At 70.9% G+C, this 25,048-nt stretch carries 20 protein-coding genes and 1 pseudogene; 9 read left to right on the top strand and 12 right to left on the bottom strand.

Annotated features, from left to right (window positions below; genetic code table 11):
• Positions 1-218 precede the first annotated feature (218 nt).
• The 4 genes from KZ686_RS17165 (at position 219) to KZ686_RS17150 (ending at position 5,359) form a co-directional block, all read left to right on the top strand.
• Positions 219-1,568: a bifunctional alpha/beta hydrolase/OsmC family protein gene (locus KZ686_RS17165; protein WP_265634453.1), complete on the top strand. Its 1,350-nt coding sequence runs from the start codon at positions 219-221 to the stop codon at positions 1,566-1,568.
• A gap of 195 nt (positions 1,569-1,763) precedes the next feature.
• Entirely contained in the window at positions 1,764-2,771 is a 1,008-nt protein-coding gene (locus KZ686_RS17160) for an isocitrate/isopropylmalate dehydrogenase family protein (protein WP_265635267.1), read from the top strand.
• Positions 2,772-3,138: 367 nt separating this feature from the next.
• Positions 3,139-3,867: an IclR family transcriptional regulator gene (locus tag KZ686_RS17155; RefSeq protein WP_149318086.1), complete on the top strand. Its 729-nt coding sequence runs from the start codon at positions 3,139-3,141 to the stop codon at positions 3,865-3,867.
• A 160-nt stretch (positions 3,868-4,027) separates the two neighbouring features.
• On the top strand, positions 4,028-5,359 hold the full coding sequence (locus tag KZ686_RS17150; protein WP_226105241.1) for a GGDEF domain-containing protein: 1,332 nt from the start codon (positions 4,028-4,030) through the stop codon (positions 5,357-5,359).
• 109 nt (positions 5,360-5,468) lie between these two features.
• On the opposite strand, the gene KZ686_RS17145 is transcribed toward KZ686_RS17150, so the two are convergent.
• Together KZ686_RS17145 and KZ686_RS17140 are read right to left on the bottom strand one after the other, a co-directional pair.
• Positions 5,469-6,338 (bottom strand): citryl-CoA lyase, encoded by an 870-nt coding sequence (locus KZ686_RS17145; protein ID WP_265634450.1) that lies wholly within the window; start codon positions 6,336-6,338, stop codon positions 5,469-5,471.
• Complete coding sequence (locus KZ686_RS17140; protein WP_265634448.1) at positions 6,335-7,585, bottom strand: CaiB/BaiF CoA transferase family protein; 1,251 nt, start codon at positions 7,583-7,585, stop codon at positions 6,335-6,337. Before KZ686_RS17140 ends, KZ686_RS17145 begins: the two co-directional genes overlap by 4 nt.
• 245 nt (positions 7,586-7,830) lie before the next feature.
• Here KZ686_RS17140 and shc point away from each other — a divergent pair, with 245 nt between their 5' ends.
• Both shc and KZ686_RS17130 read left to right on the top strand, forming a co-directional pair.
• On the top strand, positions 7,831-9,993 hold the full coding sequence (gene shc, locus KZ686_RS17135) for a squalene--hopene cyclase (RefSeq protein WP_407648587.1): 2,163 nt from the start codon (positions 7,831-7,833) through the stop codon (positions 9,991-9,993).
• Positions 9,981-10,673: pseudogene (locus KZ686_RS17130) on the top strand (phosphorylase family protein); the annotation flags it as partial. The gene shc and the pseudogene KZ686_RS17130, both read left to right, overlap by 13 nt.
• On the opposite strand, the gene KZ686_RS17125 reads toward KZ686_RS17130, so the two are convergent.
• The 3 genes from KZ686_RS17125 to hpnN form a co-directional block, all read right to left on the bottom strand.
• On the bottom strand, positions 10,641-10,778 hold the full coding sequence (locus tag KZ686_RS17125) for a hypothetical protein (protein WP_265635471.1): 138 nt from the start codon (positions 10,776-10,778) through the stop codon (positions 10,641-10,643). The pseudogene KZ686_RS17130 and the gene KZ686_RS17125 sit on opposite strands and share 33 nt — an antisense overlap.
• Positions 10,775-11,809 (bottom strand): MlaA family lipoprotein, encoded by a 1,035-nt coding sequence (locus KZ686_RS17120; RefSeq protein WP_322784957.1) that lies wholly within the window; start codon positions 11,807-11,809, stop codon positions 10,775-10,777. Before KZ686_RS17120 ends, KZ686_RS17125 begins: the two co-directional genes overlap by 4 nt.
• Positions 11,810-11,986: 177 nt before the next feature.
• Entirely contained in the window at positions 11,987-14,599 is a 2,613-nt protein-coding gene (hpnN, locus tag KZ686_RS17115) for a hopanoid transporter HpnN (RefSeq protein WP_265634446.1), read from the bottom strand.
• Between the two features lie 257 nt (positions 14,600-14,856).
• Here hpnN and KZ686_RS17110 point away from each other — a divergent pair, with 257 nt between their 5' ends.
• Positions 14,857-15,444, top strand: coding sequence for an MlaC/ttg2D family ABC transporter substrate-binding protein (locus tag KZ686_RS17110; protein ID WP_226105251.1), 588 nt, complete (start codon positions 14,857-14,859; stop codon positions 15,442-15,444).
• 11 nt (positions 15,445-15,455) lie between these two features.
• On the opposite strand, the gene KZ686_RS17105 is transcribed toward KZ686_RS17110, so the two are convergent.
• The 6 genes from KZ686_RS17105 to ispH form a co-directional block, all read right to left on the bottom strand.
• Positions 15,456-16,496, bottom strand: coding sequence for a lysylphosphatidylglycerol synthase domain-containing protein (locus KZ686_RS17105; protein WP_149318093.1), 1,041 nt, complete (start codon positions 16,494-16,496; stop codon positions 15,456-15,458).
• Positions 16,493-17,341: a hopanoid biosynthesis-associated protein HpnK gene (gene hpnK / locus KZ686_RS17100; protein ID WP_226106266.1), complete on the bottom strand. Its 849-nt coding sequence runs from the start codon at positions 17,339-17,341 to the stop codon at positions 16,493-16,495. The genes KZ686_RS17105 and hpnK overlap by 4 nt, the downstream gene beginning before the upstream one ends.
• A gap of 107 nt (positions 17,342-17,448) precedes the next feature.
• A complete protein-coding gene (hpnJ, locus tag KZ686_RS17095) occupies positions 17,449-18,870 on the bottom strand; it encodes a hopanoid biosynthesis associated radical SAM protein HpnJ (protein ID WP_150083412.1) in 1,422 nt (473 codons plus the stop codon).
• Positions 18,867-20,063: a bacteriohopanetetrol glucosamine biosynthesis glycosyltransferase HpnI gene (hpnI, locus tag KZ686_RS17090; RefSeq protein ID WP_265634442.1), complete on the bottom strand. Its 1,197-nt coding sequence runs from the start codon at positions 20,061-20,063 to the stop codon at positions 18,867-18,869. The genes hpnJ and hpnI overlap by 4 nt, the downstream gene beginning before the upstream one ends.
• Positions 20,064-20,069: 6 nt before the next feature.
• Positions 20,070-21,326: an adenosyl-hopene transferase HpnH gene (hpnH, locus tag KZ686_RS17085; protein ID WP_265634440.1), complete on the bottom strand. Its 1,257-nt coding sequence runs from the start codon at positions 21,324-21,326 to the stop codon at positions 20,070-20,072.
• A 66-nt stretch (positions 21,327-21,392) separates the two neighbouring features.
• A complete protein-coding gene (gene ispH / locus KZ686_RS17080; RefSeq protein WP_265634438.1) occupies positions 21,393-22,328 on the bottom strand; it encodes a 4-hydroxy-3-methylbut-2-enyl diphosphate reductase in 936 nt (311 codons plus the stop codon).
• Positions 22,329-22,758: 430 nt separating this feature from the next.
• On the opposite strand from ispH, the gene hpnA reads away from it, so the two are divergent.
• Positions 22,759-23,760, top strand: a complete 1,002-nt coding sequence (gene hpnA / locus KZ686_RS17075; RefSeq protein ID WP_265634436.1) for a hopanoid-associated sugar epimerase — start codon at positions 22,759-22,761, stop codon at positions 23,758-23,760.
• Positions 23,761-23,911: 151 nt separating this feature from the next.
• Here hpnA and KZ686_RS17070 read toward each other — a convergent pair whose 3' ends face one another.
• Positions 23,912-24,385, bottom strand: a complete 474-nt coding sequence (locus KZ686_RS17070) for a hypothetical protein (RefSeq protein ID WP_226105261.1) — start codon at positions 24,383-24,385, stop codon at positions 23,912-23,914.
• A gap of 292 nt (positions 24,386-24,677) precedes the next feature.
• On the opposite strand from KZ686_RS17070, the gene KZ686_RS17065 reads away from it, so the two are divergent.
• Positions 24,678-25,016, top strand: coding sequence for a hypothetical protein (locus KZ686_RS17065; RefSeq protein WP_187829179.1), 339 nt, complete (start codon positions 24,678-24,680; stop codon positions 25,014-25,016).
• Positions 25,017-25,048 lie beyond the last annotated feature (32 nt).

Raw genomic sequence — 25,048 nt, 5'->3', positions numbered from 1 at the left:
CGGATCGGCCCTGTCATCGCCTGCGGATCGCAGGCCAGCGACATGTCTGCTGCTTGTCTGCGCCATGTCTACCGCATGTCTGGCGAAGGCCGTGGTGCGGTCCTCCCGATGAAGGCGAAGCGGCCGGATTAGCATGACCTTTCGGCCACTTCGATGGTCGAAGCGGCTACAGTAACGAGGACCGGCCATCGCGCCATTTTTTCGCCAGGAGCCATCGCATGCCCGACCCATCAAATCAGCCCAGCCCGGCGAACCCGGCGACTCCAACCAGCCAGGCCAACCAGAAGATCCAGTTCCCGGGCCATGACGGTCAGCCGCTGGCGGGCCGCCTCGACATGCCGGCTGGCCCGGTCAAGGCCTACGCGCTGTTCGCGCATTGCTTCACCTGCGGCAAGGATGTGGTGGCGGCCAGCCGCATCGCGCAGGCGCTGACGCAGCACGGCATCGCGGTGCTGCGCTTCGACTTCACCGGCCTGGGCGGCAGCGGCGGCGATTTCGCCAACACCAATTTCTCGTCGAACGTGGCCGACCTGCATGCGGCCGCCGACTACATGCGCCAGCATCTGCAGGCGCCGGCGCTGCTGATCGGCCATAGCCTGGGCGGCGCCGCCGTGCTGGCGGCGGCCGACGGCATTCCCGAGGCAAAGGCGGTGGCCACCATCGCCGCGCCGAGCGATCCCTCGCACGTGGTCGGCCTGCTGCGCGAGCACGCCGAGACCATCGCCGCCAACGGCGAAGCCGAGGTACAACTGGCGGGACGACCGTTCCGCATCCGCAAGCAGTTTCTCGACGACGTCGCCGAGCAGACGCTGCTCGCCAAGGTGTCGCAGCTGCGGCGCGCGCTGCTGGTGATGCATTCCCCGGTCGACGAGACCGTCGGCATCGACAATGCGAGCCAGCTGTTCATCGCCGCTCGCCATCCGAAGAGCTTCGTCTCGCTGGACCATGCCGATCACCTGCTGACCCGGCGCGAGGACGCGACCTATGTCGCCAACACCATCGCCGCCTGGAGCCAGCGCTACCTCGGCATCGACGCGGCCACGCTGCCGGCCGCCGCGGTCGAGGAGGGTCTGGTGCGGGTCGAGGAGAACCATGCCGGCAAGTTCCAGCAGCAGGTCACGGTCGGCAAGCACCGGCTGCTGGCCGACGAGCCGGTCTCGTTCGGCGGCCTGAACGGCGGGCCGGCCCCCTACGACCTGCTGCTGGCGGCGCTGGGCGCCTGCACCTCGATGACGATCCGGATGGTGGCCGAGCGCAAGGGCTGGCCGCTGGAACACATCGGCGTGTCACTGAGGCACGAGAAGATCCATGCCGCGGACTGCGCGGAATGCGACACGCGCGACGGCAAGGTCGACTGGATCGAGCGCGAGGTCACGCTGCGCGGGCCGCTCGACGCGCAGCAGCGCGAGGCCCTGCTGGCCATCGCCGACAAGTGCCCGGTGCACCGAACCTTGCATTCGGAGGTGGTGGTGCGCACGCGCGCCGCGCCGGAGCAAGGGACGGGCGAACTGGCCATGGGCCCGGGCGGGGCGGGCGCGAGCCCGGCGGGCAAGGCGCCTGGCGGCTGATCGGGCCTTGGCTGCCGGCCAGTGCCGGCCCGGGCTGTTCGTCGCCTTGGCGTGCCGCCGCCACCCGAAGTCATTGTCAATTTGTGGAGATCGCCTGTGCAAACCGATGCAAATCCGACCAACAAGGCCGACAGGACGACGCCCGGCGCGACCCCCGGCGCGACCACCAGCGCGACCCCCGGCGGCGGTGCCGCCATCCCGGCCACGCTGATTCCCGGCGACGGCATCGGCCCGGAAATCATGGACGCCACCTTGCAGGTGCTGGACGCGCTGGGCGCGCCGTTCGCCTGGGAAACGCAGCAGGCCGGCATGGCGGCGCTGGAGGCCAGCGGCGACCCGCTGCCCGAGGCCACGCTGGACAGCATCCGCCGCACCGGGCTGGCGCTGAAGGGGCCGCTGACCACGCCGGTGGGCGGGGGCTTCCGCTCGGTCAATGTCCGGCTGCGCGAGCTGTTCCAGCTGTACGCCAACGTGCGGCCGGCGCGCACGCTGGTGCCCGGCCGCTATCAGGACATCGACCTGGTGCTGGTGCGCGAGAACGTCGGCGGCTTCTATGTCGCGCACGACTACTACATTGCCGTCGGCGACGATCCGCGCGCGGTGGCGGTGTCCACCGGCACCAATACGCGCGCCGATTGCCTGCGCATCGCCCGCTTCGCCTTCGAATACGCGCTGCGCAACGGCCGCAGGAAGGTCACCGTGGTCCATAAGGCCAACATCCTGAAGGCGCTGACCGGCATCTTCCTGGAGGCCGCGCGCGAGGTGGCGGCCGATTATGCGGGGCGGGTCGAGATGGAGGACCGCATCGTCGATGCCTGCGCGATGCAGTTGGTGCTGGACCCGTGGAAGTTCGACGTGCTGCTGTGCACCAACCTGTTCGGCGACATCCTGTCGGACCAGATCGCGGGACTGGTCGGTGGGCTGGGGCTGGCGCCGGGCGCCAATATCGGCGAGCACGCGGCGGTCTTCGAGGCCGTGCACGGCTCCGCGCCGGACATCGCGGGCAAGGGCGTGGCCAATCCGGTCGCGCTGATGCTGGCGGCCGGACTGATGCTCGAGCATGTCGGCCGCCAGGACCTGGCGCAGCGGATGCGCACCGCGATCGACCGGACGCTGAACGAGGACAACATCCGCACCGGCGACCTGAAGGGCAAGGCCAGCACGCGCGAGTTTGCGGACGCGGTGGTGCGGCGGTTGGCGTGAGGTGGCCGGGGGCGAGACGGCTCGGGTGAGGCGGCTCGGGTGAGGCGGCTCGGGTGAGACGGCTCGGGCGAGACGGCTCGGGTGAGGCGGCTCGGGTGAGACGGCTCGGGTGAGACGGCTCCGGTGAGACGGCTCGGGTGAGACGGCTCCGGTGAGACGGCTCGGGTGAGGCGGCCGAGTTGCGGCCGCTTAGGTGGCCAGCCGCGTTGAAGCCGGGATGAGGCGGCCCGGGTCCGGGGTGAGGCGGCGAGGCGGAGCGGTCCGCATTGACAAAGAAAGCGCCGTTCTATACGGTGCACGGTCGCCGCGCGCCCGGCTGCATCCGCCCGCCGCGCCCGCGACCCGCCGATCCGCTGACCCATCACCGATGCCCCGTAAAGCCGCCCAGGTTTCCGAAGCCGACAAGCATGCCGCCGAGGGCGGCGCGGTAGCGGTGGATCGCGCGCTGTTCCTGCTGCGCGCGTTCCGGCTCGGCGATACCGCGCTGACGCTGGCCGAGCTGGCGCAGCGTTCCGGCCTCTACAAAAGTACGCTGCTGCGGCTGCTCGCCTCGCTCGAGCATGCGCGGCTGGTCGTGCGGCATGCCGACGGCCGCTACGGCCTCGGCCCCGAGGTCGCGCGCCTGCACGCGGTCTATGCCGCGTCGTTCTCGCTGGAGACGGCCGTGATGCCGGTGCTGCGCCAGCTGGTGCAGGACACCCGCGAGAGCGCCGCCTTCCATGTCGAGCAGGGCGAGCACCGGCTATGCCTCTATCGCGTCGATTCCCCGCAGCCGGTGCGTGACCATGCCCGCGCCGGCGATCTGCTGCCGCGCAACCGCGGCGCTGGCGGGCGCGTGCTGCGCGCCTTCGCCGGCGCGCGCGGCCAGCTGTACGACACCATTCGCCGCGAGGGCGTGGCGACGCTGGTCGGCGACCGCGTGCCCGATATCGCCGGCGTGTCGGCCCCGGTGTTCGGCCCCGGCGGCGAACTGCGCGGCGCGCTGACGCTGACCTGCCCGGCCTCGCGCTACCGGCCCGATTTCCGCACCGACGTGCTGCGCGCCGCGCGCGCGCTGACCGAAACGCTGGGCGGCAGCTTCCCCTTCGACGACTGAGCGTGCGTCGGCCGGCTGGCGGCACGCCGAGGCTGCCGCCAGCCCATGCCCGACTCAAGGGGGATGCCCGGTGCCGGTGCGACGGCTATCATCAAAGGTTTTTGGGACGAGCGGCCGTGCCGCCGGGGCATATGCAACGCGGCATTTTCCGAGGGATACCGTGCAGCTAGACCAGCACAGCATTGTGATCGTCATGATGGTGGTGTTTTCCAGCACGCTGCTGATCTCGACGGGCCTTGTGTTCGCGCTGATCCGCACCGATGCCGGCCGCCTATGGGCCGGCGGCCATCTGGTGCTGTCCGCCGGCGGCCTGGCGCTGACGATCAACGCCGCCACGGTGCATCTGGTCGAAGTGGGCGCGGTGGCGGTGATGGTCTATCTGGCCGGCAAGCTGACGATCTATTGCGGCGTGCGCGTGCATCAGGGTTTGCCCGGATTCACCCGCATGCAGGGCGCCGCCGTGGTGGTCACCGTCGCCGCCGCCCTCGATGCGCTGACCGGACCCCATCCGGTACTGCAGCTGCATCGCGTCGCCTATGTCGCGCTGGCGCTGCTGTCGCTGACGACGATCCTCGTGCTGCTGCGCTCGCGCGTGCGCCATAGCGAGATCGGGCTGCCGCTGGTGCTGCTGGCGAGCGCGGTGCAGCTGTGCGCGCAGCTCTATGGCGCGTCCGCGGCCTGGCAGGCCGACAATGCGATTTCCGCGTCGCCGTTCAATGCGGCCAATCTGACCCACGACGCCACCTACAACGCCGTGGTGGTGCTCGCCCCGCTGGTGGCGACGCTGCTCGGGCTGTTCGGCTTCACCGTGATGGCGCTGGAGCAGGTGATCGCCAACAAGGAACGCGGCGCCCGCATCGACGGGCTGACCGGCCTGCTGAACCGCGCCGCGCTCGACAATGCCGCCAGCCGGCTGATCGTGTCCGCGCTGCGCAACCGGCAGGCGGTCGCCTGCCTGGTCATCGACGTCGATCATTTCAAGCAGGTCAACGACCGCAGCGGGCATCGCGCCGGCGATGCCGTGCTGCAGGCGATCGCCGAGGCGCTGGACAACTCGCGCCGCGCCTCCGATGTGGCCGGCCGCTACGGCGGCGAGGAATTCTGCGTGCTGTGTCCCCATACCGACGAGCATCAGGCCACCGCGCTGGCCCGGCGGATCCTGCGTAAGGTACGCGCGATCCCGCTGCCCGGGCCCGCGGGTAAGTTCGCCAGCGTCAGCATCGGCGTGGCGCAGCTGCGCGACGACGGTTCCGATTCGGTGGGGCTGTGGCAGCAATTGTTCGGCAACGCCGACCGGGCGCTGTACGAAGCGAAGCGGCGCGGGCGGGATCGCTACGTGCTGGCGTCCACGCTCGAGCGGGAGGAGGCGATCGCCGCGGCGGCGGAAATGGAGCGGGCGTCCGCATCGGACTCCGCGATGGCGTCGGTCATGGACGCCGATGCGCAGTCCGATCCCGCGCTGGCGGCCGATCTTCCTGGCGACACGCGCTGACCCGCCGGCCGCGACGCTTTGCAACGCACTAGTGCTTGCCGTCCGGCCGCCCACCCGGCCGCTCTCCCGACCGCTCACCCGACCTCTCGCCTGACAACTCACCCGACCGTCAGCCCTGCGACTGCCGGGGCGACACCGCCTCCGGCACATCCCGCGGCGGGTGCCCGTCATAGGTCCAGATGAACTCTCGCGGCATCGGTCCCTTGTTGCGGCCGCCTTGCTCCGTCTGCTCCCACGCGTGCGCCAGGATGCCGACCGAGCGCGACAGGCAGAACAGCCCGCGCGCCAGCGGCGGCGGGAAACCGAGCTCGGCGTAGATCACCGCGGTGGCGCCGTCGATATTCATCGGCACCGGCCGCGATCGGCCCGCACCGAGCTCCACCTCCACCGCGCGCGCGATCGCGGCGAACCGCCCGCCGACCACGCCGTCGGCGGCGGCCTGGTCGACCAGTTCGAGCAGCCGCGGCGCGCGCGGATCGACCGGATGGAAGCGATGGCCGAACCCCGAGACGTACTTGCCGTGCAGCTCGCGCCAGGCCTGCAGGCCCGCACGCACCGCTTCCCGCAGCGCGAGTCCCGCGTCGGCGCGCGCCGCGATCTCCAGGTAGAGCGCGACCGCCTGCTCGCCGGCGCCGCCGTGCACGTCGCCGAGCAGATTGAGGGCCGACGCCATCGCATTGTTCAGGCCCACGCCGCAGGTCGCCGCCATGCGCGCCACCGCGATGCTGGGCGCTTGCGGCCCATGGTCGACCGCGGACATCAGCGCGGCGTCGAGCAGGGCGGCCTGGCCGGGCGGCGGCAGTTCGCCGCGCAGCATCAGCCAGATCATCTGTGCGAACGAGACACGCCCGATCAGCTGCTCGATCGGATAGCCGCGATAGCGGATCACGCCGGGCTGCATGTCGATGATGGCGCTGCGCCACCAGTCTTCGGCACGGCGCTGGCCGGCGTCCGGGTTGGAGGGATCGAATGCGGTCATAGGGCCTTCTCCGCCTGCATGGTGTCGATCTGCTCGGCGGTATAGCCGAGTTCGAGGAGGATGTCGCGCGTGTGCTGGCCCAGTTCGGGCGGCGGCGTATCGACCGCCGGCGCGGCGCCGTCGAGCTTGAAGCCGGTGCGCAGCAGACGCAGGTCGCGTCCCACGCCCGGCGCGTCGGCAAACTCGGCGACGATGCCGCGCGTGGCGACCTGCGGGTGGGCCAGCGTCTGCGGAACCGTATAGACCGGACCGGCCGGCACGCCCGCCTGGTTCAGCAGCGGCCACCAATGCGCGGTGGGCTGGCGCGTCAGCTGCGCCTCGAGCTCGCCCTGCAGCGCGGCGCGGTGCTGCAGCCGCGCCTGCCGCTCGGCGAAGCGCGGGTCGGTGGCCAGCTCCGGCCGGCCGATCACGCGGCAGACCGCCTCGAACTGTTCCTGCTTGTTGGCGGCGATATTGATCAGCCCGTCGCCGGTGCGGAAGGTGCCCGAGGGGCTCGCGGTCATGTTGTCGTTGCCCATCGGCGCCGGTTCGCGCCCGGCCACCAGGTAGTTCGACACGACCCAGCCCATCGTCGCCAGCGTCGATTCGAGCATCGACACGTCGATCAGATAGCCCTCGGTGCGGTCGCGATCCGCCAGCGCCGCGGCCACCGCCAGCGCCGCGGTCAGCCCCCCGACGGTGTCCGAGACCGGATAGCCGACGCGATACGGCGCGGTCTCGGCATCGCCGGTGATGCTCATCACGCCGGCCATGCCCTGGATGATCTGGTCGTAGGCCGGCAGGTCGGCCAGCGGGCCGTCCTGGCCGAAGCCGGAAATCGCGCAATAGATCAGCCGAGGATTGTCCTGCTTCAGCGTGTCGTAGCCGAGCCCCAACCGCGCCATCACGCCCGGACGGAAGTTCTCGACCAGCACGTCGGACTCGCTGACAAGCCGGCGCAGCGCCTGCTTGCCGAGCGGATGCTTCAGGTTCAGCGTGATCGAACGCTTGCCGGGGTTCTGCGCGAGGAAGGACACGCCCATCAGCCTGCGGTTCAGCTCGGCGTCGGCGCCCAGCTGGCGCGCCAGGTCGCCGGTGCCGGGCGTCTCCACCTTGATCACGTCCGCGCCCAAGTGCGCGAGCTGATGGCAGCAGAAGGGGCCGGCCAGCACATTGGTCAGGTCGAGCACGCGGATGCCGCGCAGCGGCTTGCGGCGCTCTTTCGGCGCGGCCCCGGGTGGGCTGCCGTTGGCGGAGTCGGGATTCATGGCGATTTCGCCGAAGTTCTTTTGTATTCCGTACAACAGAACATCGGTCTTTTGAAAGGAACAATGCGCGCCAGCATAGAAGCCGGGAACGGGGGCTGTCAAGGCAAGCGGGCATGTCCGGGCCCGCGTTCGGCCTTGTTGCTATAATCGCCCGACCCCCCAACACCGATCGCGGGTTCGCACGCGCCGGTCGTGGTCCCGCCCCGCCGGCTGCCTCGCGATGTCATTGCGTGACGAGGAGTGATGTGGCTGAAATCCAGATCGCCTTGACCGGTTCGCCGCCCGCCGTGGACCCCGTGGACACCCAGGATCGGCCGGACACCGTCGTCTCCCTCGCGCCATCCCTCCCTTCGTTCACCGCCCCCACTGACCTCGCCGGCTCACGGCTCGATGCCGCGATCGCGCACGCCGTCGACGCGCTGATCGCGCGGCAAAGGCCCGACGGCCATTGGGTGTTCGAGCTCGAGGCCGATACCACGATCCCGTCCGAATACGTACTGCTGGTCCACTACCTGGGCGAGCCGGCCGATCCCGCGCGGGAGGCGCGCATCGCGCGCTATCTGCTGCGCCGGCAGAACGATGACGGCGGCTGGCCACTGTTTCATGGCGGCGCGTCCGATATCAGCGCCAGCGTCAAGGCGTATTTCGCGCTGAAGATGATCGGCGAGCCGGTCGATGCGCCGGCGATGCGGCGCGCGCGCGAGCGGATCCTGGCGCTGGGCGGTGCCGAAGCGAGCAATGTGTTCACGCGCACGCTGCTGGCGCTGTACGGCGTGATGCCATGGCGCGCGGTGCCGCTGATGCCGGTCGAGATCATGCTGCTGCCGCTGTGGTTTCCCTTTCATCTGTCGAAGATCTCGTACTGGGCACGCACGGTGATCGTGCCGCTGCTGGTGCTGAACACGCTGCGTCCGTGCGCGCGCAATCCGCGCCGCGTGGGCATCGACGAACTGTTTCGCCGGCCCAGCCAGGCCGCGCGGATGCCGGGCAGGGCGCCGCACCAGAGCCGCTTCTGGTATGCGGTGTTCCGCGGCGTCGATGTCGCGCTGCGCGTGCTCGAGCCCCTGTCGCCGCGCGCGCTGCGCCAGCGCGCGATGCAGCAGGCCGAGCGCTTCGTGCGCGAGCGCCTGAACGGCGACGACGGCCTCGGCGCGATCTTTCCCGCGATGGTCAACGCGGTGATGATGTTCGATGCGCTCGGCGTGCCGCGCGACGAGCCCGCGGTCGCGCAGGCCCGCGCGGCGCTGGACCGTCTGCTGGTCGAGCATGGCGGCGACGGCGATGAGACGTACTGCCAGCCCTGCTTCTCGCCGGTGTGGGACACCTCGCTGACCTGCCATGCGATGCTCGAAGCCGGCGGCGAACGCGCGCTGGCGGCGGCGGGGCGCGCGCTCGACTGGCTGCTGCCCCTGCAGGTGCTCGACGTGCGCGGCGACTGGACGGTGCGCCGTCCGCATCTGCGCCCCGGCGGCTGGGCCTTCCAGTATGCCAATCCCCACTATCCCGATGTCGACGATACCGCCGTGGTCGCGATGGCGCTCGATCGCGCCGCGCGTGGCGATGCGCGCTGGGGCGGCCGCGTCGCGCCCGCGCTGGCTCGCGCCCGCGAATGGATCGAAGGCATGCAGAGCAGCGACGGCGGTTGGGGCGCGTTCGAACCGGAAAACACGCACAGCCATCTGAACAGCATCCCGTTCGCCGATCATGGCGCGCTGCTCGATCCGCCCACCGCCGACGTGTCGGCGCGCTGCCTGTCGATGCTGGCGCAGCTGGGCGAATTGCCGGCGAACAACCGCGCCGCCGCGCAGGCGCTGCGCTATCTGCTCGATGAGCAGGAGGCAAACGGCAGCTGGTATGGGCGCTGGGGCACCAACTACCTGTATGGCACGTGGAGCGCGCTGTGCGCGCTGCAGGCGGCCGGGCTCGGGCCCGATGCCGCGCCGGTGCGCCGCGCCGCGCAGTGGCTGCTGTCCGTACAGAACGAGGACGGCGGCTGGGGCGAGGACGGCAGCAGCTACCGGCTCGATTACCGCGGCCACGAGAGCGCGCCGAGCACGCCGTCGCAGACCGCGTGGGCGCTGCTGGGCCTGATGGCGGCCGGCTGCCGCGAGCAGCCGGCGGTCGCGCGCGGCATCGACTATCTGCTGCGCGAGCAGCGCGCCGACGGGCTGTGGGACGAGCAGCATTTCACCGCGGTCGGCTTTCCGCGCGTGTTCTATCTGCGCTATCACGGCTATGCGCGGTATTTCCCGCTGTGGGCGCTGGCGCGCTACCGCAATCTCGGCAATCCCGGCAACCTTGCCAATCCCGGCGACCCGGGTGATCCCGGCAATCGTGGAGGCCTCGGCAGTTCGGCCGATGCCGCCGTTCCCAACGATGCCGCGGGGCGCATGCCATGGGGCATGTGAGCGAGTCCGCGAACCGCGCCGATGCCCGCGCACCGCTCTGGCTGGTCGTCACCGGCATGGCCTTCGAGGCGCGGCTGCTGAACTGGCCAGACGCTACGACGCTGAGCGGCCTGCGCGGCGATGCCCTCGGCCATGCGCTGACCGCAGCGCTGAGCCCCACGGTTACGGCCGCGCTGACCGCCGCGCCGACCCCCACGGTTACGGCCGCGCTAACGGCCCCTTTGCGCGACGGCAAGGAACCGGCGCACCGCTACGCCGGGGTGATCAGCTTCGGCGTCGCTGGCGGGCTCGATCCCGCGCTGCCGCCAGGCAGCGTGATCGTGGCCGATGCCGTGGCGGCTGACGGCTCGCGCTTCGACACCGACGCCCGCTGGGCCAGCGCGATTCGCCTGGCCTTACCCGAGGCGGTCGACGGCACGATCGTGGGAGTGGACTCGCCAGCCGCAACGATTGCCGACAAGCGGTCGCTGCATGCGGCGACCGGCGCGGTGGCCGTCGACATGGAGTCGCACCGCATTGCCGCGGCGGCGCGCACGGCGGGGCTGCCGTTCGTCGTGTGCCGGGCGATTGCCGATCCGGCGGGGCGCCGCGTTCCGCCGGCGGCGCTGGCCGCGTTCGGGGCCGACGGCGGTGTCGCGATGCGCGCGCTATGCGCCAGCCTGCTGAAACAGCCCGCGCAAATGGGCGAACTGCTGCAGCTTGCCCGGGAAGCCGCCGCGGCGCGGCGCGGCCTGCGCCGGCTGGCGGCCGTGCTGCAGCGCTTGGCGGGCGAATCGCGCGATCATTGGGGGGCTGGGGCTGGGGCTGGGGCTGGGGCTGGGGCTGGGGCTGGGGCTGGGGCCGGGGCTGGGGCCGGGGCTGGGGCTGGGGCTGGGGCTGGGGCCGGGGCCGGGGCTGGGGCTGGGGCCGGGGCCGGGGCTGGGGCCGGAGCTGGAGCTGGAGCTGGAGCTGGAGCTGGAGCTGGAGCTGGGGCCGGCGCTGCAGCGGGAGCCGGGGCGGGCGCTGGAGCTTGGGTTGGAACTGGCGCCGGCGTTGAGCCGACCGCGGGTCCGGGCGTCCCCGTCGCTGGCGACGCTGCGCCGGGCGCGCCGTCTGCCTCGTCCCCCTCGTCGCCATAGTCCGGCAGATCGCCGGACTCGCCGCCGCGCAGCCGCTGGCGGCGCTGCTGCAGATAGGCGTCGCGCACGAAGCTGTATTTGTCCAGCGCGGCCTGCTCCAGCAGGCTGGTGGCATCGAGCAGATTGCTGCGCGTATTGACGAACTGCAGCGCGAACAGGCTGTTGCGCCAGGCCGGATCCATATAGGTCACCGGATCGGTGAAGACGTCGCCGGCCATGCCGATGCCATCGCGCACGGTGCTGGGCCCGAACAGCGGCAGCACCAGATACGGCCCCGAGGGCACGCCCCACGTGCCCAGCGTCAGGCCCAGATCCTGCGGATGCCTCGGCAGCCCGGCCGGCGTCGCGATATCGATCAATCCGCCCAGGCCCAGCACGGTATTGATCGCGACCCGCATCACGCTCTCGGCCGCCGCCACGCCCTTGCCCCGCAGCAGGTTGTTGATCGCGTTGCCGACGTCGCCGAAATTGTTGAAGACATTGGTCACCGCGGTGCGCACCGGCTGCGGCGTGACGCGGCGATAGCCCTTGGCGACCGGCACCGCGACATAGGTATCGATCTTGTCGTTGACGGTATGGACGGCGCGGTTCAGCGGTTCCAGCGGGTCGGCAGGATTGGCGTTCGGCCCGGTCGCGCAGGCCGCGCAGCACAGCGCGGCAAGCGGGATCAGCCGGTGCAGCGCTGCCGGCGCGGGCAACAGAGACGAAGAGTCCGAAAGGCGTAAAAGGGGCGAAAGGCGTGAACGGGGCCAATGGCGTGAAAGGAGCCAATGGCGTGAAAGGAGCCAATGGCGTGAAAGGGGCGAAGGAGACGAGGGCTCTGGCATGGCGATCATGGTGGCGTCGTGGTCGGTCCGTCCGCGGCCTCGGACAATTCAGCGCGACTGGCGCGGCCGTCCCATCAGAATAGGCTGGAAAAACACCGCGCCGGCCAGCGTGCACACCAGCGACAGCGCCAGCAGCTTGCCCATGCTCGCGGTGCCGGCATGGTTGGACAGCCACAGGCTGCCGAACGCGGTGGCGGTGGTCGCCGCGCTGAACAGCACCGCATGGGTCAGGCTGGACTGCAGCAGGCCGGTCTTGCCCTCGCGCCATGCGATCACGTAGTAGATCTTGAAGGCGACGCCGATGCCGAGCAGCAGCGGCAGCGCGATGACGTTGGCGAAGTTCAGCGCGATGCCGAACACCACGCACAGCTCCAGCGTCAGCACCGCCGATACCAGCAGCGGCACCAGCGTGCGCAGCACGTCGGCGAAGCGGCGCAGCGTCAGCCATAGCAGGATCGCGATCGACAGCACCGCCCACGCGCCGGCCTGCGCGAACGCGCTCAGGATGGTGCGGGCCGAGCCGCGCACCGCGATCGGCCCGCCGGTGGCCTCCGGCGCGATCGCCAGCACCGCCGGCACGAAGGCGTCGAGCGCCGCCTCGCGCGCGCGTTCGCCGGGCGGCAGGCGCGGGCTGACGGTGACCAGCGCGCGCCCGTCGGGCGTCAGCCAGTCGCGCACCAGTTCGCGCGGCAGCGAATCGATGGCGACGCGCTCGGCCCGCAGCGCCTGCGCCAGGCCCGCCAGTCCCAGCCGCAGGGGCAGGGCGATTGCGCGTTCGGCGCGGTCGCGGGTCGCGGCGTCGGCATCGGCCAGCTTGCGCAGCGCCTGCGCGAGCCGCCGCGCTTCGCTCACGCCCGCGGCAGGCGTGGTACCGGGGGCCGAGCGGGTGTTGGCCGCCAGTTCGAGCTGGCCGGCCGTGCGGCGCAACGCGGCCACGCGCAGCGGATCGGAGGCCGGCGGCGCGGCTGGCTGGGTCAGCGCCGGCAGCAGCGCCCGCGCCGCCGATGCGATCAAGGGCAGTTTGGCGTCCTGATCGTGCGGCACGAAGCTGTCGAGCGTGGTGACGCGCTCGACCTCGGGCCGTGCCGACAGCCGCGTCGCCAGCGCACGTGCGGCATCGAGCGAGGGTGCCAGCACGCTGACATCCTCGGTGCCGGCCTGCGGCGCGTCCTTCAGCGATCGCAGCGTCGCCATCGATTCGGAGGCGGGGTCCTTCAAATTCAGCGGATCGAAATCGAAGCGCAGCTGCGTCAGCAGCGGCGAGGCGGCCAGGATCACGACGCAGGTGACCCACAGCACCGGCTTGCGATGGCGCTCGAAGAACTCGTCGGCGGGCGCGAGCCAGCGGATGCCGGGCGCCACAGTCTCGCCGTCGGGCTGCAGCACGCGGATCAGCGCCGGCAGCAGCGTGACCGTGGTCAGGAACGCGACGAACATGCCGACGCCGGCGATCAGGCCCAGTTCGGCCACGCCGCGATAGTCGGTCGGCAGGAAGGCGAAGAACGCGGCGGCGGTGGCCGCCGCCGCCAGCGACAGCGGCACCGCCAGCGCCTGCGCGGTATGGGCCAGCGCCGTCACGATATGGTCGCGGTCGTGGCGCTCGGCGCGGTAGCGCACGCCGAACTGGATGCCGAAGTCCACGCCGAGGCCGACGAACAGCACCGCGAAGGCGACCGAGATCATGTTCAGCGCGCCGACCATTGCCAGCCCCAGCGCCGCGGTGACGGCCAGGCCAGCGAACAGGCTCAGCAGCACGGCAACGATCAGCCGCGCCGAACGCAGCGCCAGCCACAGGATCAGGATCACGACCAGCACCGTCACCGCGCCGTTCAGCGCGGCGCCGTCGGCCACCGAGGCGAACTCGTCGTCGGCCAGCGCCTGCGGCCCGGTCAGCCGTACCTCGGCCGCGTAGCGCTGTGCCAGCTGCAGCTGCGCCGCGCTGGCGCGGATCGCGGCCGAGGCATCGGCGCCGGCCTGCAGGTCGCCGTAATCGAGCACCGGGCTGACCGCGACGAAGGCCAGCGCGGGACCGGACGCCGGCGTGGGGTCGGCCAGCGTGCGCCAGGACAGCGCCGCCGGCCGGCCTGCCAGCACCTGCTCGAGCGCCATCGCGCTGCGCGACAGCAGCGGCGCCATCTGCGCCAGCGTGACCTGGCCCATCTGCAGCGGCAGGCCCAGCGTGACCGACAGCGTGTCGGCCAGCCCGCGCAAGGACGGATCGCGCGCCAGCGCATCGAGCAGCGGCCGCGCATCGGTCAGGTCGCGCGTGACCCGCGCCAGCGTCGGCGTATCGAGAAACAGCAGGCCGTTGCGCGCGAAGAAGGCGCCGCCGCCGGGCTGGCGCACCGCCTCGAAGTGCGACGGCTGATTGCGCAGCGACTGCGCCAGCGCATCGGCGGCGGCTTCGGCCAACTCCGGGACCGGCGCCTGCACGACCGCGAGGATCATGCGGTCGCGGTCGGGGAAGGCCTGGTTCAGCGCGGCATCGTAGCGGGCCCACGGGGCGTCGACATCGAGCAGGCGGCCGATATCGGTATTGATCGCGAAGTGCCGCGCCGCATACCAGCCGCTGCCGGCGCAGACCACGGCCGCCAGCGCGATGGTCAGCCAGGCGCGCGCGGTCCCCAGCATCACCAGGCGGGTAATGGCCGCGGTCAGCATGCGAGGCCAGCGTGGGCGCAGGCCACTACAGCGGCGCTGGCGGCGGGTCTATACTCGATCGCTCGGATCGCCATGTTCGTCGTCATGCCGTCGGATCGCTCTCCATGTTCCCTGTCCGTTCCCGTTCCCGCTCCCGCTCGCCGCTTCCCGCGCTGGCCATCGCGCTTCCGCTGGCACTGCCCGCTCCGCTGGCACTGCCCGCACTCCCCATCGCACTCCCCATCGCACTCCCCATCGCACTCCCCATCGCGGCCGCCATGCTGATCTGGCCGCTGCCTGCCAACGCCGCCGAGCGCGCCGCGCCCGACCGGCTGGTGCGCACCGCGGTGGAAGGGGTGATTTCCGCGGTGCGCGCCGATTCCGCGGCCAGCGCCGGCGATCAGGCCAGCGTCGTGGCCGTGGTACGGCGCCAGTTCCTTCCCTATACCGATTTCGCGCGCACCACGCGGCTCGCGCTCGGTCCCGCCTGGCGCACCGCCAATCCCGCGCAGCAGCAGCAACTGGTCGAGCAGTTCCGCACGCTGCTGGTCCACACCTATGCGCTGTCGCTGTCCCAGCTGCGCGGCCAGAATGTCGAATTCCGCTATGCGCCGGTGCAGGGCGGCGCCAATGCCGACGACGTGGTGGTGCGCACGCGCGTGATCACCGCGGGCGACGAGAACCAGATCGACTACCGGCTGCGGCGCGGCGCCGACGGCTGGAAGATCTACGACATCAACATGATGGGCGCGTGGCTGATCGAGGTCTATCGCCGCCAGTTCGGCGACATCGTCGAGCGCGACGGCATCGACGGGCTGATCCGCTATCTGTCCGAGCACAACGCGCGCCAGGCCGGCGGCCGCTGAAGCGCCGCGCCTCATCGCCGGCCGCTCCGTACGGCCGCGGCCGGTTCGCCGTGCCGGTCGCGCCAGCGGCGCACCTCGAACCACTGCCACGACAGCAGCGCCGGCACGCCGTACAGCACCTCGCGCGCGCGGCGCACCAGCGCCAGAGACAGCGCGGTCTGCGCGTCGATGCCGAGCAGCTGGCCGAGCAGCATCACCACCGCCTCCTGCACGCCGAGCCCGCCCGGCACGAAGAAGGCCATATTGCGCGCCGCCATCGTCAGCGACTCGATCGCCAGCGCCTCGCCGAACGACACCGGATGGCCCAGCAGCCGCAACGCGAACCAGGTCTCGACGGTGCCGGCCGTCAGCCCCAGCAGTTGCCAGACCGCCGCGGTGACCGGCGTGCGCAGCCGTCCCAGCAGCGAGCGGATGCGCTCGTCCAGGCCCGCGCCGAGGTCGGCGCCGGCGATTGCATCGACCATCCGGTGTTCCTCGCCCAGCAGGCGCCGGGCCAGCCGTTCGAGCCGCGCGAACAGCGCGCCATGCCGCAGCGCCAGCGCAAACGCGACCGGCAGCGGCAGCGACAGCAGCAGCCCGCCGCCGATCGTCAGGGCGCGCTGTTCCTGATGGCCGCCGGGAATCGCGGCGATCAGCAGCAGCACGCCGATCACGCAGAACAGATACTGCGAGAACAGCGTGACCATGACCTCGACCACCACGCTGGCGGTGACCGCGCTGGTGTCGCCGACCTGCAGCCTTCCCAGCCGGATGCCGGCCAGCTCGCCGCCCACATTGGCCGTCGGCAGCAGCCGGTTGACGGCCTCCCGCACGCTTGCCACCCACCACAGGAACAGCATGCCCGGATGCGCGGCGGGCGCCGCGGCGCGCAGCAGGCCCTGCCAGGCGCGCGCGTCGAGCGCGATCGCCACGCCATGCACCGGCAGCAGCCACAGCAGCGGCCAGCCGGCGCGGGCGACGGTGTTGGCGATCTGTCCCACGCCCTGATGCACGATCAGCGCGCCCAGCGCGATCAGCCCGATCAGGCCGGCCAGCAGTCCGAGCCGCTTCATCGCCGCCACCCCGGCGAGGCACAGGAGCCGTCGTCGCCGATGCGCGCGGGCAACTGATCGGCGAAGCCGCCGCGCCGCGGCGCCACCTGCTCCAGCGCGGTGCGTACGCGCGGCGACAGCAGCGCGGCCAGTTCGTCGGCATGGCGGTAGCCGCGCATCGACGGCGCGATCCGTTCGCCGGATTCCGTCGCCGGATGCAGATAGAGCTCGACCACGCCGGGCGGCAGCGTGCGCAAGGCGGCCAGCACGGCGTCCTCGTCCATCGCGCCGCTGCGGGCGATGCCGATCACATGGTCGTTGTGGGCGATGCCGGCGGCATCGAGGCGCCGGCGCAGCAGCGCGAGCCACGGGCGCAGCCACCATGGCGCGCCCGTCTCCCGCGGCAGCCGCATCGCGCGCAGGCCGTAATCGCGGCCGATGGCGAGGATCAGCGACAGCACGGTCGGATGCAGATGGAAATGCTTGTGCGTATTGACGTGATCGAGTGCCAGGCCGGTCGCGGCGAAGGCGGCGAACTGCGCGCGGATCTCCGCGGCCAGCTGGCGGCGCACCGCATCGGACAGGAAGAAGCGCAGGCCGTCGCGCGCCATCGCCGAGCCGAAGCGGCCCTCGGCGTCGACGAGGTCGGGAATGGCGGCCGGCGGCAGCACCGACGGACCGTCGGCCAGCACCAGATGCAGGCCCACGCGCAGCCGCGGCAGCCGGTGCGCGCGCGATACCGCATCGGCGGCGGCCGGTGCGCCGACCATCAGGCTGGCGGCGTCGAGCACGCCATGCCGGTGAGCCAGCTCGACTCCCTCGTTGACGGCCGGATGCAGGCCGAAGTCGTCGGCGGTCACGATCAGCGCGCGTGGCCGCGTACGGCCCGTCGCCGGCCCTGCGGCCGTGGTCGCGTCAGCGGTCGCCTTGGTGGTCGCGTTGACGGTCGCGGTGGTGGTCGGGATCGGCAGGATCACGCCTCGTGGGTATGCAGGAAGCGGAAGAATTCGACGCCTTCGCGCAGCCGGCGCCGCGTCATTTCCCAGCTGCCCATCATTTCGCGGGTGATCTCCCAGATCTTGGACGGCCGGAAGTAGAAGCGGCGGTAGAAGGTCTCGACGCCGTGATAGATCTCGTCGCGCGACAGATGCGGGTAACTGATCGCCGCCAGCTGCACGCCGCGGTCGTTGACCAGCGGGATCACCTTGTCGTCGGCCAGCCAGCCGTTGTCGAGCGCCTGCCGGTACAGCGCGGTGCCGGGGTAGGGCGCGGCCAGCGAGACCTGGATCGTATGCGGATTGATCTCCTGCGCGAAGGCGATGGTCTTCTCGATGGTCTCGCGCGTCTCGCCCGGCAGGCCGAGGATGAAGGTGCCGTGGATCGTGATGCCGAGCTTGCGGCAGTCCTCGGTGAAGCGCCGCGCGATATCGGTGCGCAGGCCCTTCCTGATGTTCAGCAGGATCTGGTCGTCGCCCGATTCATAGCCGACCAGCAGCAGGCGCAGGCCGTTGTCCTTCATGATCTTCAGCGTGCTGTAGGGGACGTTGGCCTTGGCATTGCACGACCATGTCACGCCCAGCTTGCCGAGCCCGCGCGCGATCTCCTCCACGCGCGGCTTGAAGTCGGTGAAGGTGTCGTCGTCGAACATGATCTCGCGCACCTCCGGCATATTGCGGCGGATCCATTCGACCTCGGCCAGCACGTTCTCCGGCGAGCGCACGCGGTAGCGATGGCCGCCGACCGTCTGCGGCCACAGGCAGAACGTGCAGCGCGAGCGGCAGCCGCGGCCGGTGTAGATCGATACATAGGGGTGCAGCAGATAGCCGATGAAGTAGTTGCGAATGTTCAGGTCGCGCCGGTAGACCGGGGCGACGAAGGGCAGCGCGTCCATGTCCTCGATCATCGGCCGCGGCGGGTTGTGTTCGATGGTGCCGTCGGCCGCCCGGTAGCTGAGCCCGGCGATCCGCGGCAGCGGGATGCCGGCGGCGACGTCGCGGCACGTGTAGTCGAATTCCTCGCGGCAGACGAAGTCGATCGCCTCGCTGGCGGCCAGCGTGCCGCCGGGATCGACCGCGGCCTTGGCGCCGACCATGCCGAGCCGGATGGTCGGATAGCTGGCCTTCAGCGCCTGCGCGAAACGCACGTCGGCCGGGAACGACGGCGTGCTGGTATGCACGATCACCAGTTCGTATTCGCTGGCGATGGCCAGCGTCTGTTCGAGGCTCAAGCCGTCGGCCGGCGCATCGAGCAGGCGGCTGCCGGGTACCAGCGCCGCCGGTTGCGCCAGCCAGGTCGGATACCAGAACGAGCGGATCTCGCGCCTGGCCTGATAGCGCGAGCCGGCGCCACCGTCGAAGCCGTCGAAGGAGGGCGCTTGCAGGAACAGGGTCTTCATCGGGTCCTCCGGGAGACGGAAGGGGGCTGCATGTCGGCGCGATCGTGGGGGCGGGGCGGGCTTGCGCCGACTGCCGCGCTCGCGACCCCATCGCGCGTCCATTGGATGGCAAGGCGCGTACCGCGCCAGCGCACCTGCCGGCCGGCCATCGCCACCGTCCATTCGAGCAGCAGCAGCGTGTCCCGCAAGGGCGCGCGCAGCGCCGCGCCCGCATCGCGGCAACGCAGCGTCCGGGCCATCGCCCCGAGCACCGCCACGAGCGCGAGCGCGCGCGAGGACGCCAGCAGCAGCCCGATCACCAGCATCGGCCAGGTAAAGGTCAGGAAGACCAGGGCGAAGCCGGCGGGATCGAGGGCGCGCAGCGTACGCAGCCAGCGCAGTTCGTGAGACCACAGCGCGCGCGGCGTGGTTTCCGCGATATCGGTGCCGACCACGACCTCGGACAGCACGGTGCGCAACCCTTGCCGGCGGGTCAGCTCGCCGAGCCAGTAGTCGTCGGCGAGCCGGTCGGCCAGGGCCGCGAAGCCGCCAATCCGCAGCAGCGCCTCGCGCCGCAACGCGATGGTCGCGCCGAAGCCGAAGCGCTGGCTGCCTCCCGCATGCGCGACGCGTACTGCGGGAACGAACCACTCGTCGATGAATTGCGCCCCCAGCCGCGCCCAGATGCCCCGCAGCGGCCGGCCGCGATACAGGCAGGTCACGATGCCGACGCGCGGGTCGGCCAGCAGCGCCGTGACGCGCCGCAGATAGTCGGCACGCACCGCGATATCGCTGTCCGCGATCACCAGCCGCTCGTGGCGCGCCAGCGGCAGCATCGCCAGCAGGTTGGCGACCTTCGGGTTGACGGTCGGCAGCGCCGGCGCGCTCCGATGCGCGCCGATCGCCACGGCGATATCGCAGCCGGGGAACGCCCGACGCAAACGGTCGACCACGGCCAGCGCCGCATCGTCGGGCTCCCACACGCCGAACACCAGCTGGAAGCAGGGATGGCGCTGCCGGCAGAAGCTGGCGAGATTGCGGTACAGGCGCGGCTCGTCGCCGCACAGCGGCTTGAGCACCGTCACCGGTGCGAGGCCGTCATCGCCTTGTACGGCGGGCGCGGGCAGGGGACGGCGGCTGGCCCACCAGGCCGCCGCCGCATAGCCCGATGCCAGCACGGTCAGGACGCCGCCGGCCAGTCTGACCCAGTCCATGCGCGTTCAATGCAGCGCCGTGGCCCGCCGGTCCGGCTTCGGGGCGTGGATGGAACCGGCGGTGTCGGGGGCGTCGGCCGAACCGGCGGAATCCGCAGAATTCGCGGCAGAATCCGCAGAATCGGCGGTGGAATCGGCCGGGCCGGCGGCGCGGCGCCGGATCTGCTCGAGCTTGATCTCGACATGGCGCGAGAACACGTACTCGGCCGGCCGCTGGCCGTCCAGCGCAATATCGGGCGCCATCGGGCCGTCGGTGCGCACGCCGCGCAGCGCGACGCGCATCGCCTTCAGCGGATGCGCGACGGTATCGGCCACCGCGGTGGCCTCATAGCCGCTGTGCACCATGCAGTTGGCGCATTTCTCGTAGTTGCCGGTGCCATAAGCGTCCCAGTCGGTGTCCTCCATCAGCTCGCGAAACGTCGCGGCATAGCCTTCGCCGAGCAGATAGCACGGACGCTGCCAACCGAACACGGTGCGCGCCGGATTGCCCCACGGCGTGCAGCGGTAGGTCTGGTTGCCTGCAAGAAAGTCCAGGAACAGCGTCGACTGGCTGAAGGCCCATTGCCGCCCGCGCCGGCCGCGCGCGAGGATGTCGCGGAACAGCTGGCGCGTCTTGCCACGATGCAGGAAGTGCTGCTGGTCGGGCGCGCGCTCGTAGGCATAGCCGGGCGAGACGGTGATGCCGTCCACGCCCATCGCCTTGACCGAGTCGAAGAAACGGGCCACGCGCTCCGGGTCGGCATCGTTGAACAGCGTGCAGTTGATGTTGACGCGAAAGCCGCGCTGCTTGGCGGCGCGGATCGCGGCCACCGCGCGCTCGTAGACGCCAGGCTGGCAGACCGCGCGGTCGTGCATCTCGGGATCGCCGTCCAGATGCACGGACCAGACGAAGTAGGGGCTCGGCCGGTAGGCGTCGAGCTTCTTCTCCATCAGCAGCGCGTTGGTGCACAGGTAGACGAACTTGCGGCGCGCGACGATGCCTTCGACGATGGCCGGCATCTCCTTGTGCAGCAGCGGCTCGCCGCCGGCGATCGAGACCACCGGCGCCCCGCATTCGTCGACCGCCGCCAGGCACTCGTCGAGCGACAGGCGCTGGTTCAGGATGGGTTCGGGATAGTCGATCTTGCCGCAGCCGGCGCAGGCCAGATTGCAGCGGAACAGCGGCTCGAGCATCAGCGCGAGCGGATAGCGCTGGCGGCCGGCCAGCCGCTGGCGGACCACATAGGCGCCCACGCGGGCAACCTGGAGCAGGGGGATGGCCAAGGCGCGCTTCCTCCTTCGATGTGGGTGGATGGATGCCTGGGCGGGATCGCGCTTCGCCCGGCGGCTTCAGGCCACGGTGACGCCGGCCAGCTCGGCGGGCAGACGGAACTGCGCGGTTTCCTCGCGGCCTGTCATCGTGCTGACTTCGACCGACCCCAGCCGGCGCAGCGCGGCCAGCACGTCCTCGACCATCGCTTCCGGCGCGGACGCCCCGGCCGTGATGCCAACCACGGCGGCATCGCGCACCCAGGCCGGGTCGAGCTCGCTGCCATCGGCGATCAGAAACGACGGCACGCCGCTCTCGGTACCGATCTCGCGCAGGCGGTTGGAGTTGGAACTGTTGGGCGCGCCGATCACCAGCAGCACGTCGACCTGCGTGGCCAGCTCGCGCACCGCGCTCTGGCGATTCTGCGTGGCATAGCAGATGTCGCGCGTATCGGGTCCGACCAGATCGTGGAAGCGCCGTTCCAGCGCGGCGATGATGCCGCGTGTATCGTCGACGCTCAGCGTGGTCTGCGTGACATAGGCAAGCGGCGTGTCGGCGGCCAGATCGAGCTGCGCGACCTCGGCCTCGTTCTGCACGAGGATCACGCGGCCGGGGATCTGGCCCATCGTGCCGACCACCTCGGGATGGCCGGCATGGCCGATCAGGATGACGATGCGGCCGCTGGCCGCGTATTGCCTGCCCTGGTTATGGACCTTGATGACCAGCGGGCAGGTCGCGTCGATCGCATGCAGCTGGCGCGCTTGGGCTTCCCGCTCGACGCTGCGCGCGACGCCGTGCGCGCTGAAGATCGTCACCGCGTCGGCCGGCACCTCGTCGAGTTCCTCGACGAAACGCGCGCCCTTGTCGCGCAGGGTGTCGACCACATGGCGGTTGTGGACGATTTCGTGGCGTACGTAGACCGGCGCGCCGTGCTTGACCAGCGCGCGATCGACGATCTCGATCGCTCTTACCACGCCCGCGCAGAAGCCGCGCGGCTGAGCCAGAATCACCCGCATGGAGACGTTCCCCCTGGCAATACAACCTGGACACCGCGCCTTGACACCGGGCCCTTGACGCCGGGCCTTGACACCGGGCCCTTGACGCCGGGCCTTGACACCGGGCCCTTGACGCCGGGCCTTGACGCCGGGCCTTGACGCCGGGCCTTGACGCAGCGTTGCCGGCAAGCCGCCGTGGAGCCGGCGCCTTGTCCGGTGTGCGGGAAGCGCTTCCCGTCGCACGGTGGTTACTATATACCCGCGTCGGCGGCTTTGCCCGGCCGGCCCGGGGCAGGTCCGGCGGAGGTCCGGCACACGTCCGACACACGTCCGGCACAGTTGGAAGCAGGTTCGGCGCAGGTCTGGCACACCCAGGCAGTCCCGCCGGACGAAGCACCGCGCGACAGACCGTGCGAAAAGACAGCGCGCAGGACAGCACCATGGAGAGCCGATGGAAAGCATCGACGACGACATTCTGGTCACCGGGGCATCGGGCTTTCTCGGCTCCGCGGTGGCACGGCAAGGACTCGCGCGCGGCTGGCGCGTGCGCGTGCTGGTCCGCGCCGGCAGCCCGCGCGGCAATCTGGAGGGCCTGCCGGTGCGTATCGTCGAAGGGGATATGTGCGATCCGAAGGCGGTCGAGCGCGCGATGCGCGGGGTCCGCTATCTGTTCCACGTGGCGGCCGACTACCGGCTGTGGGCGCCCGAGCCCGAGACCATCGTCCGCACCAATGTGGTCGGTGCCGAGACCATGATGGGCGCGGCCCGGCGCTGCGGCGTCGAGAAGGTCGTCTATACCAGCAGCGTTGCCACGCTGCGCGTGCAGGGCGCGACCGCGCCGGTCACCGAGACTGCCACGCTGTCGCCGCAGCAGGCGATCGGGGCCTACAAGCGCAGCAAGGTGCTGGCCGAACGCGCCGTCGAGCGCGAGATCGCCGCGGGCCTGCCGGCCGTGATCGTCAATCCTTCGACCCCGATCGGGCCGCGCGATATCCGGCCGACGCCGACCGGCCGGGTGATTGTCGAAGCGGCCAGCGGGCGCATTCCCGCCTTCGTCGATACCGGGCTCAATCTCGCGCATGTCGACGATGTGGCGGAAGGGCATTGGCTCGCGCTTGAACGCGGACGCATCGGCGAGCGCTATATCCTCGGCGGCGAGGACGTGCCGCTGCGGCAGATGCTGCGCGATATCGCCGAGCTGACCGGCCGCCGCGGCCCGCTGGTGCCGCTGCCGCGCTGGCCGCTGATCCCGTTCGCGCATCTGTCCGAGGCGATCGCGCGGCGGCGCGGCACCGAGCCGCTGCTGACGGTGGACGGGCTGGCGATGTCGCGCTACCGCATGTACTTCAGCTCGGACAAGGCGCGCACGGAACTGGACTACCGGCCGCGGCCGTATCGGGAAGGGCTGCGCGATGCGGTGGAGTGGTTCCGTGGGGCGGGGTATCTGCGCTGATGGCCGAGACCGGGCGGGCGCGCAAATGCATCGGCGGCCCGCAGGCCGCCGATCGACAATCAACGCTCACGATCAACGCGCACGATCAACGCTGGATGTGGGCGGGCTTACCGAAGCAGTGACTTACCAACTCACTTGCCAACCCAGGGACTTACCAGCGCAGCTGCTTGTTGCGCTGGCCCGCGCTCAGCGTGGTGCGCTTGGTGTTGCCCTGATAGTCCGCGGTGACCTGGTAGGTGCCCTTCGGACCCTTGATCAGGCAGCGCGGTCCGGTGGAGCGGAAGTTCGCGACCTGCTTGCCGCCGCGCGACAGCGTGATATCGACATCGGACAGATATTCGCCGCGCGGGCCTTCGGTCATCAGCAGGCCCATGTCGTAGTTGCGGGCCTCGGCGCGCATCGCTTGTTGCTCGTCTTCGGCGACGCCGCCGCACACATAGGTAAAGGGCCCGGCCGTCTGCGGCGTCAGGTCCGCGGCCAGGGCCGGGACGCTCAGGGCCAGCGCACCGAGCGCGGCGGCGCCGAGCCCGGCAAGGCGGCGGGAAAGACGAGACTGGCGGGGAGGATCGAAACGGCCGGAATGGCCAGGGCAGGACGATTCGGATGCAAGAGTCAGTGTCTTCATCGATGTTCTCCTGTGACGGGGATAGCAGTTTGACGATGCGAATGCCGGGTTTGTTCTCGCCTCGCCGGCAATTTGCCGAAGCCTTTTCCGCTTTCTTGCCGATCTCGCAAGAGTCGGCGGGCCTGCGCGGCCCCTGCGAGACGGGCACGAGGCCCTCAGGACCCCTCGGGGGCCGCGGGGACGCGCCTGCAGCCGTAATACAGCGTCACAAATGCAACACTTCGCGCGGCCAATATTACGGCGCCGCCGCATACAGTACGGCCATGTTCAACGGCTCCTCAGGGGGACAACCATGAAACGGATTCTCGCAATGGTCGCTGTGGGCGGTGCCATGCTGGCAGCCAGCGCCGCGGCGCATGCCGGGGTGGACATCCATATCGGCGTCGGCGTGCCCGGCGTGGTGGTGGCGCCGGCACCGGTCTACCGGCCGGCTCCGGTCTATGCCCCGGCGCCCGTCTATGCGCCGGCCCCGGTGGCCTACGCCCCCGCGCCCGTGGTGGTGGCGCCGCGCCCGGTGGTGGTCGCTCCCGCGCCCGTCCGTTACGGCCCGCCGTATGGCTATGCGCGCGGCTGGCACCGCCACGACGGCTATCGCGAGGCGCGCTGGCGCGATCATCGCCACTGGCACTGAGCCGCGGCCGGGCCTTGCCGTACCGGCTTGAG

The organism is Cupriavidus cauae, from assembly GCF_026210475.1.
Taxonomy (GTDB): Bacteria; Pseudomonadota; Gammaproteobacteria; order Burkholderiales; family Burkholderiaceae; genus Cupriavidus; species Cupriavidus cauae.
Note: the sequence above shows the minus strand (reverse complement) of the source record. Positions and strands in the feature narration are given on the sequence as shown.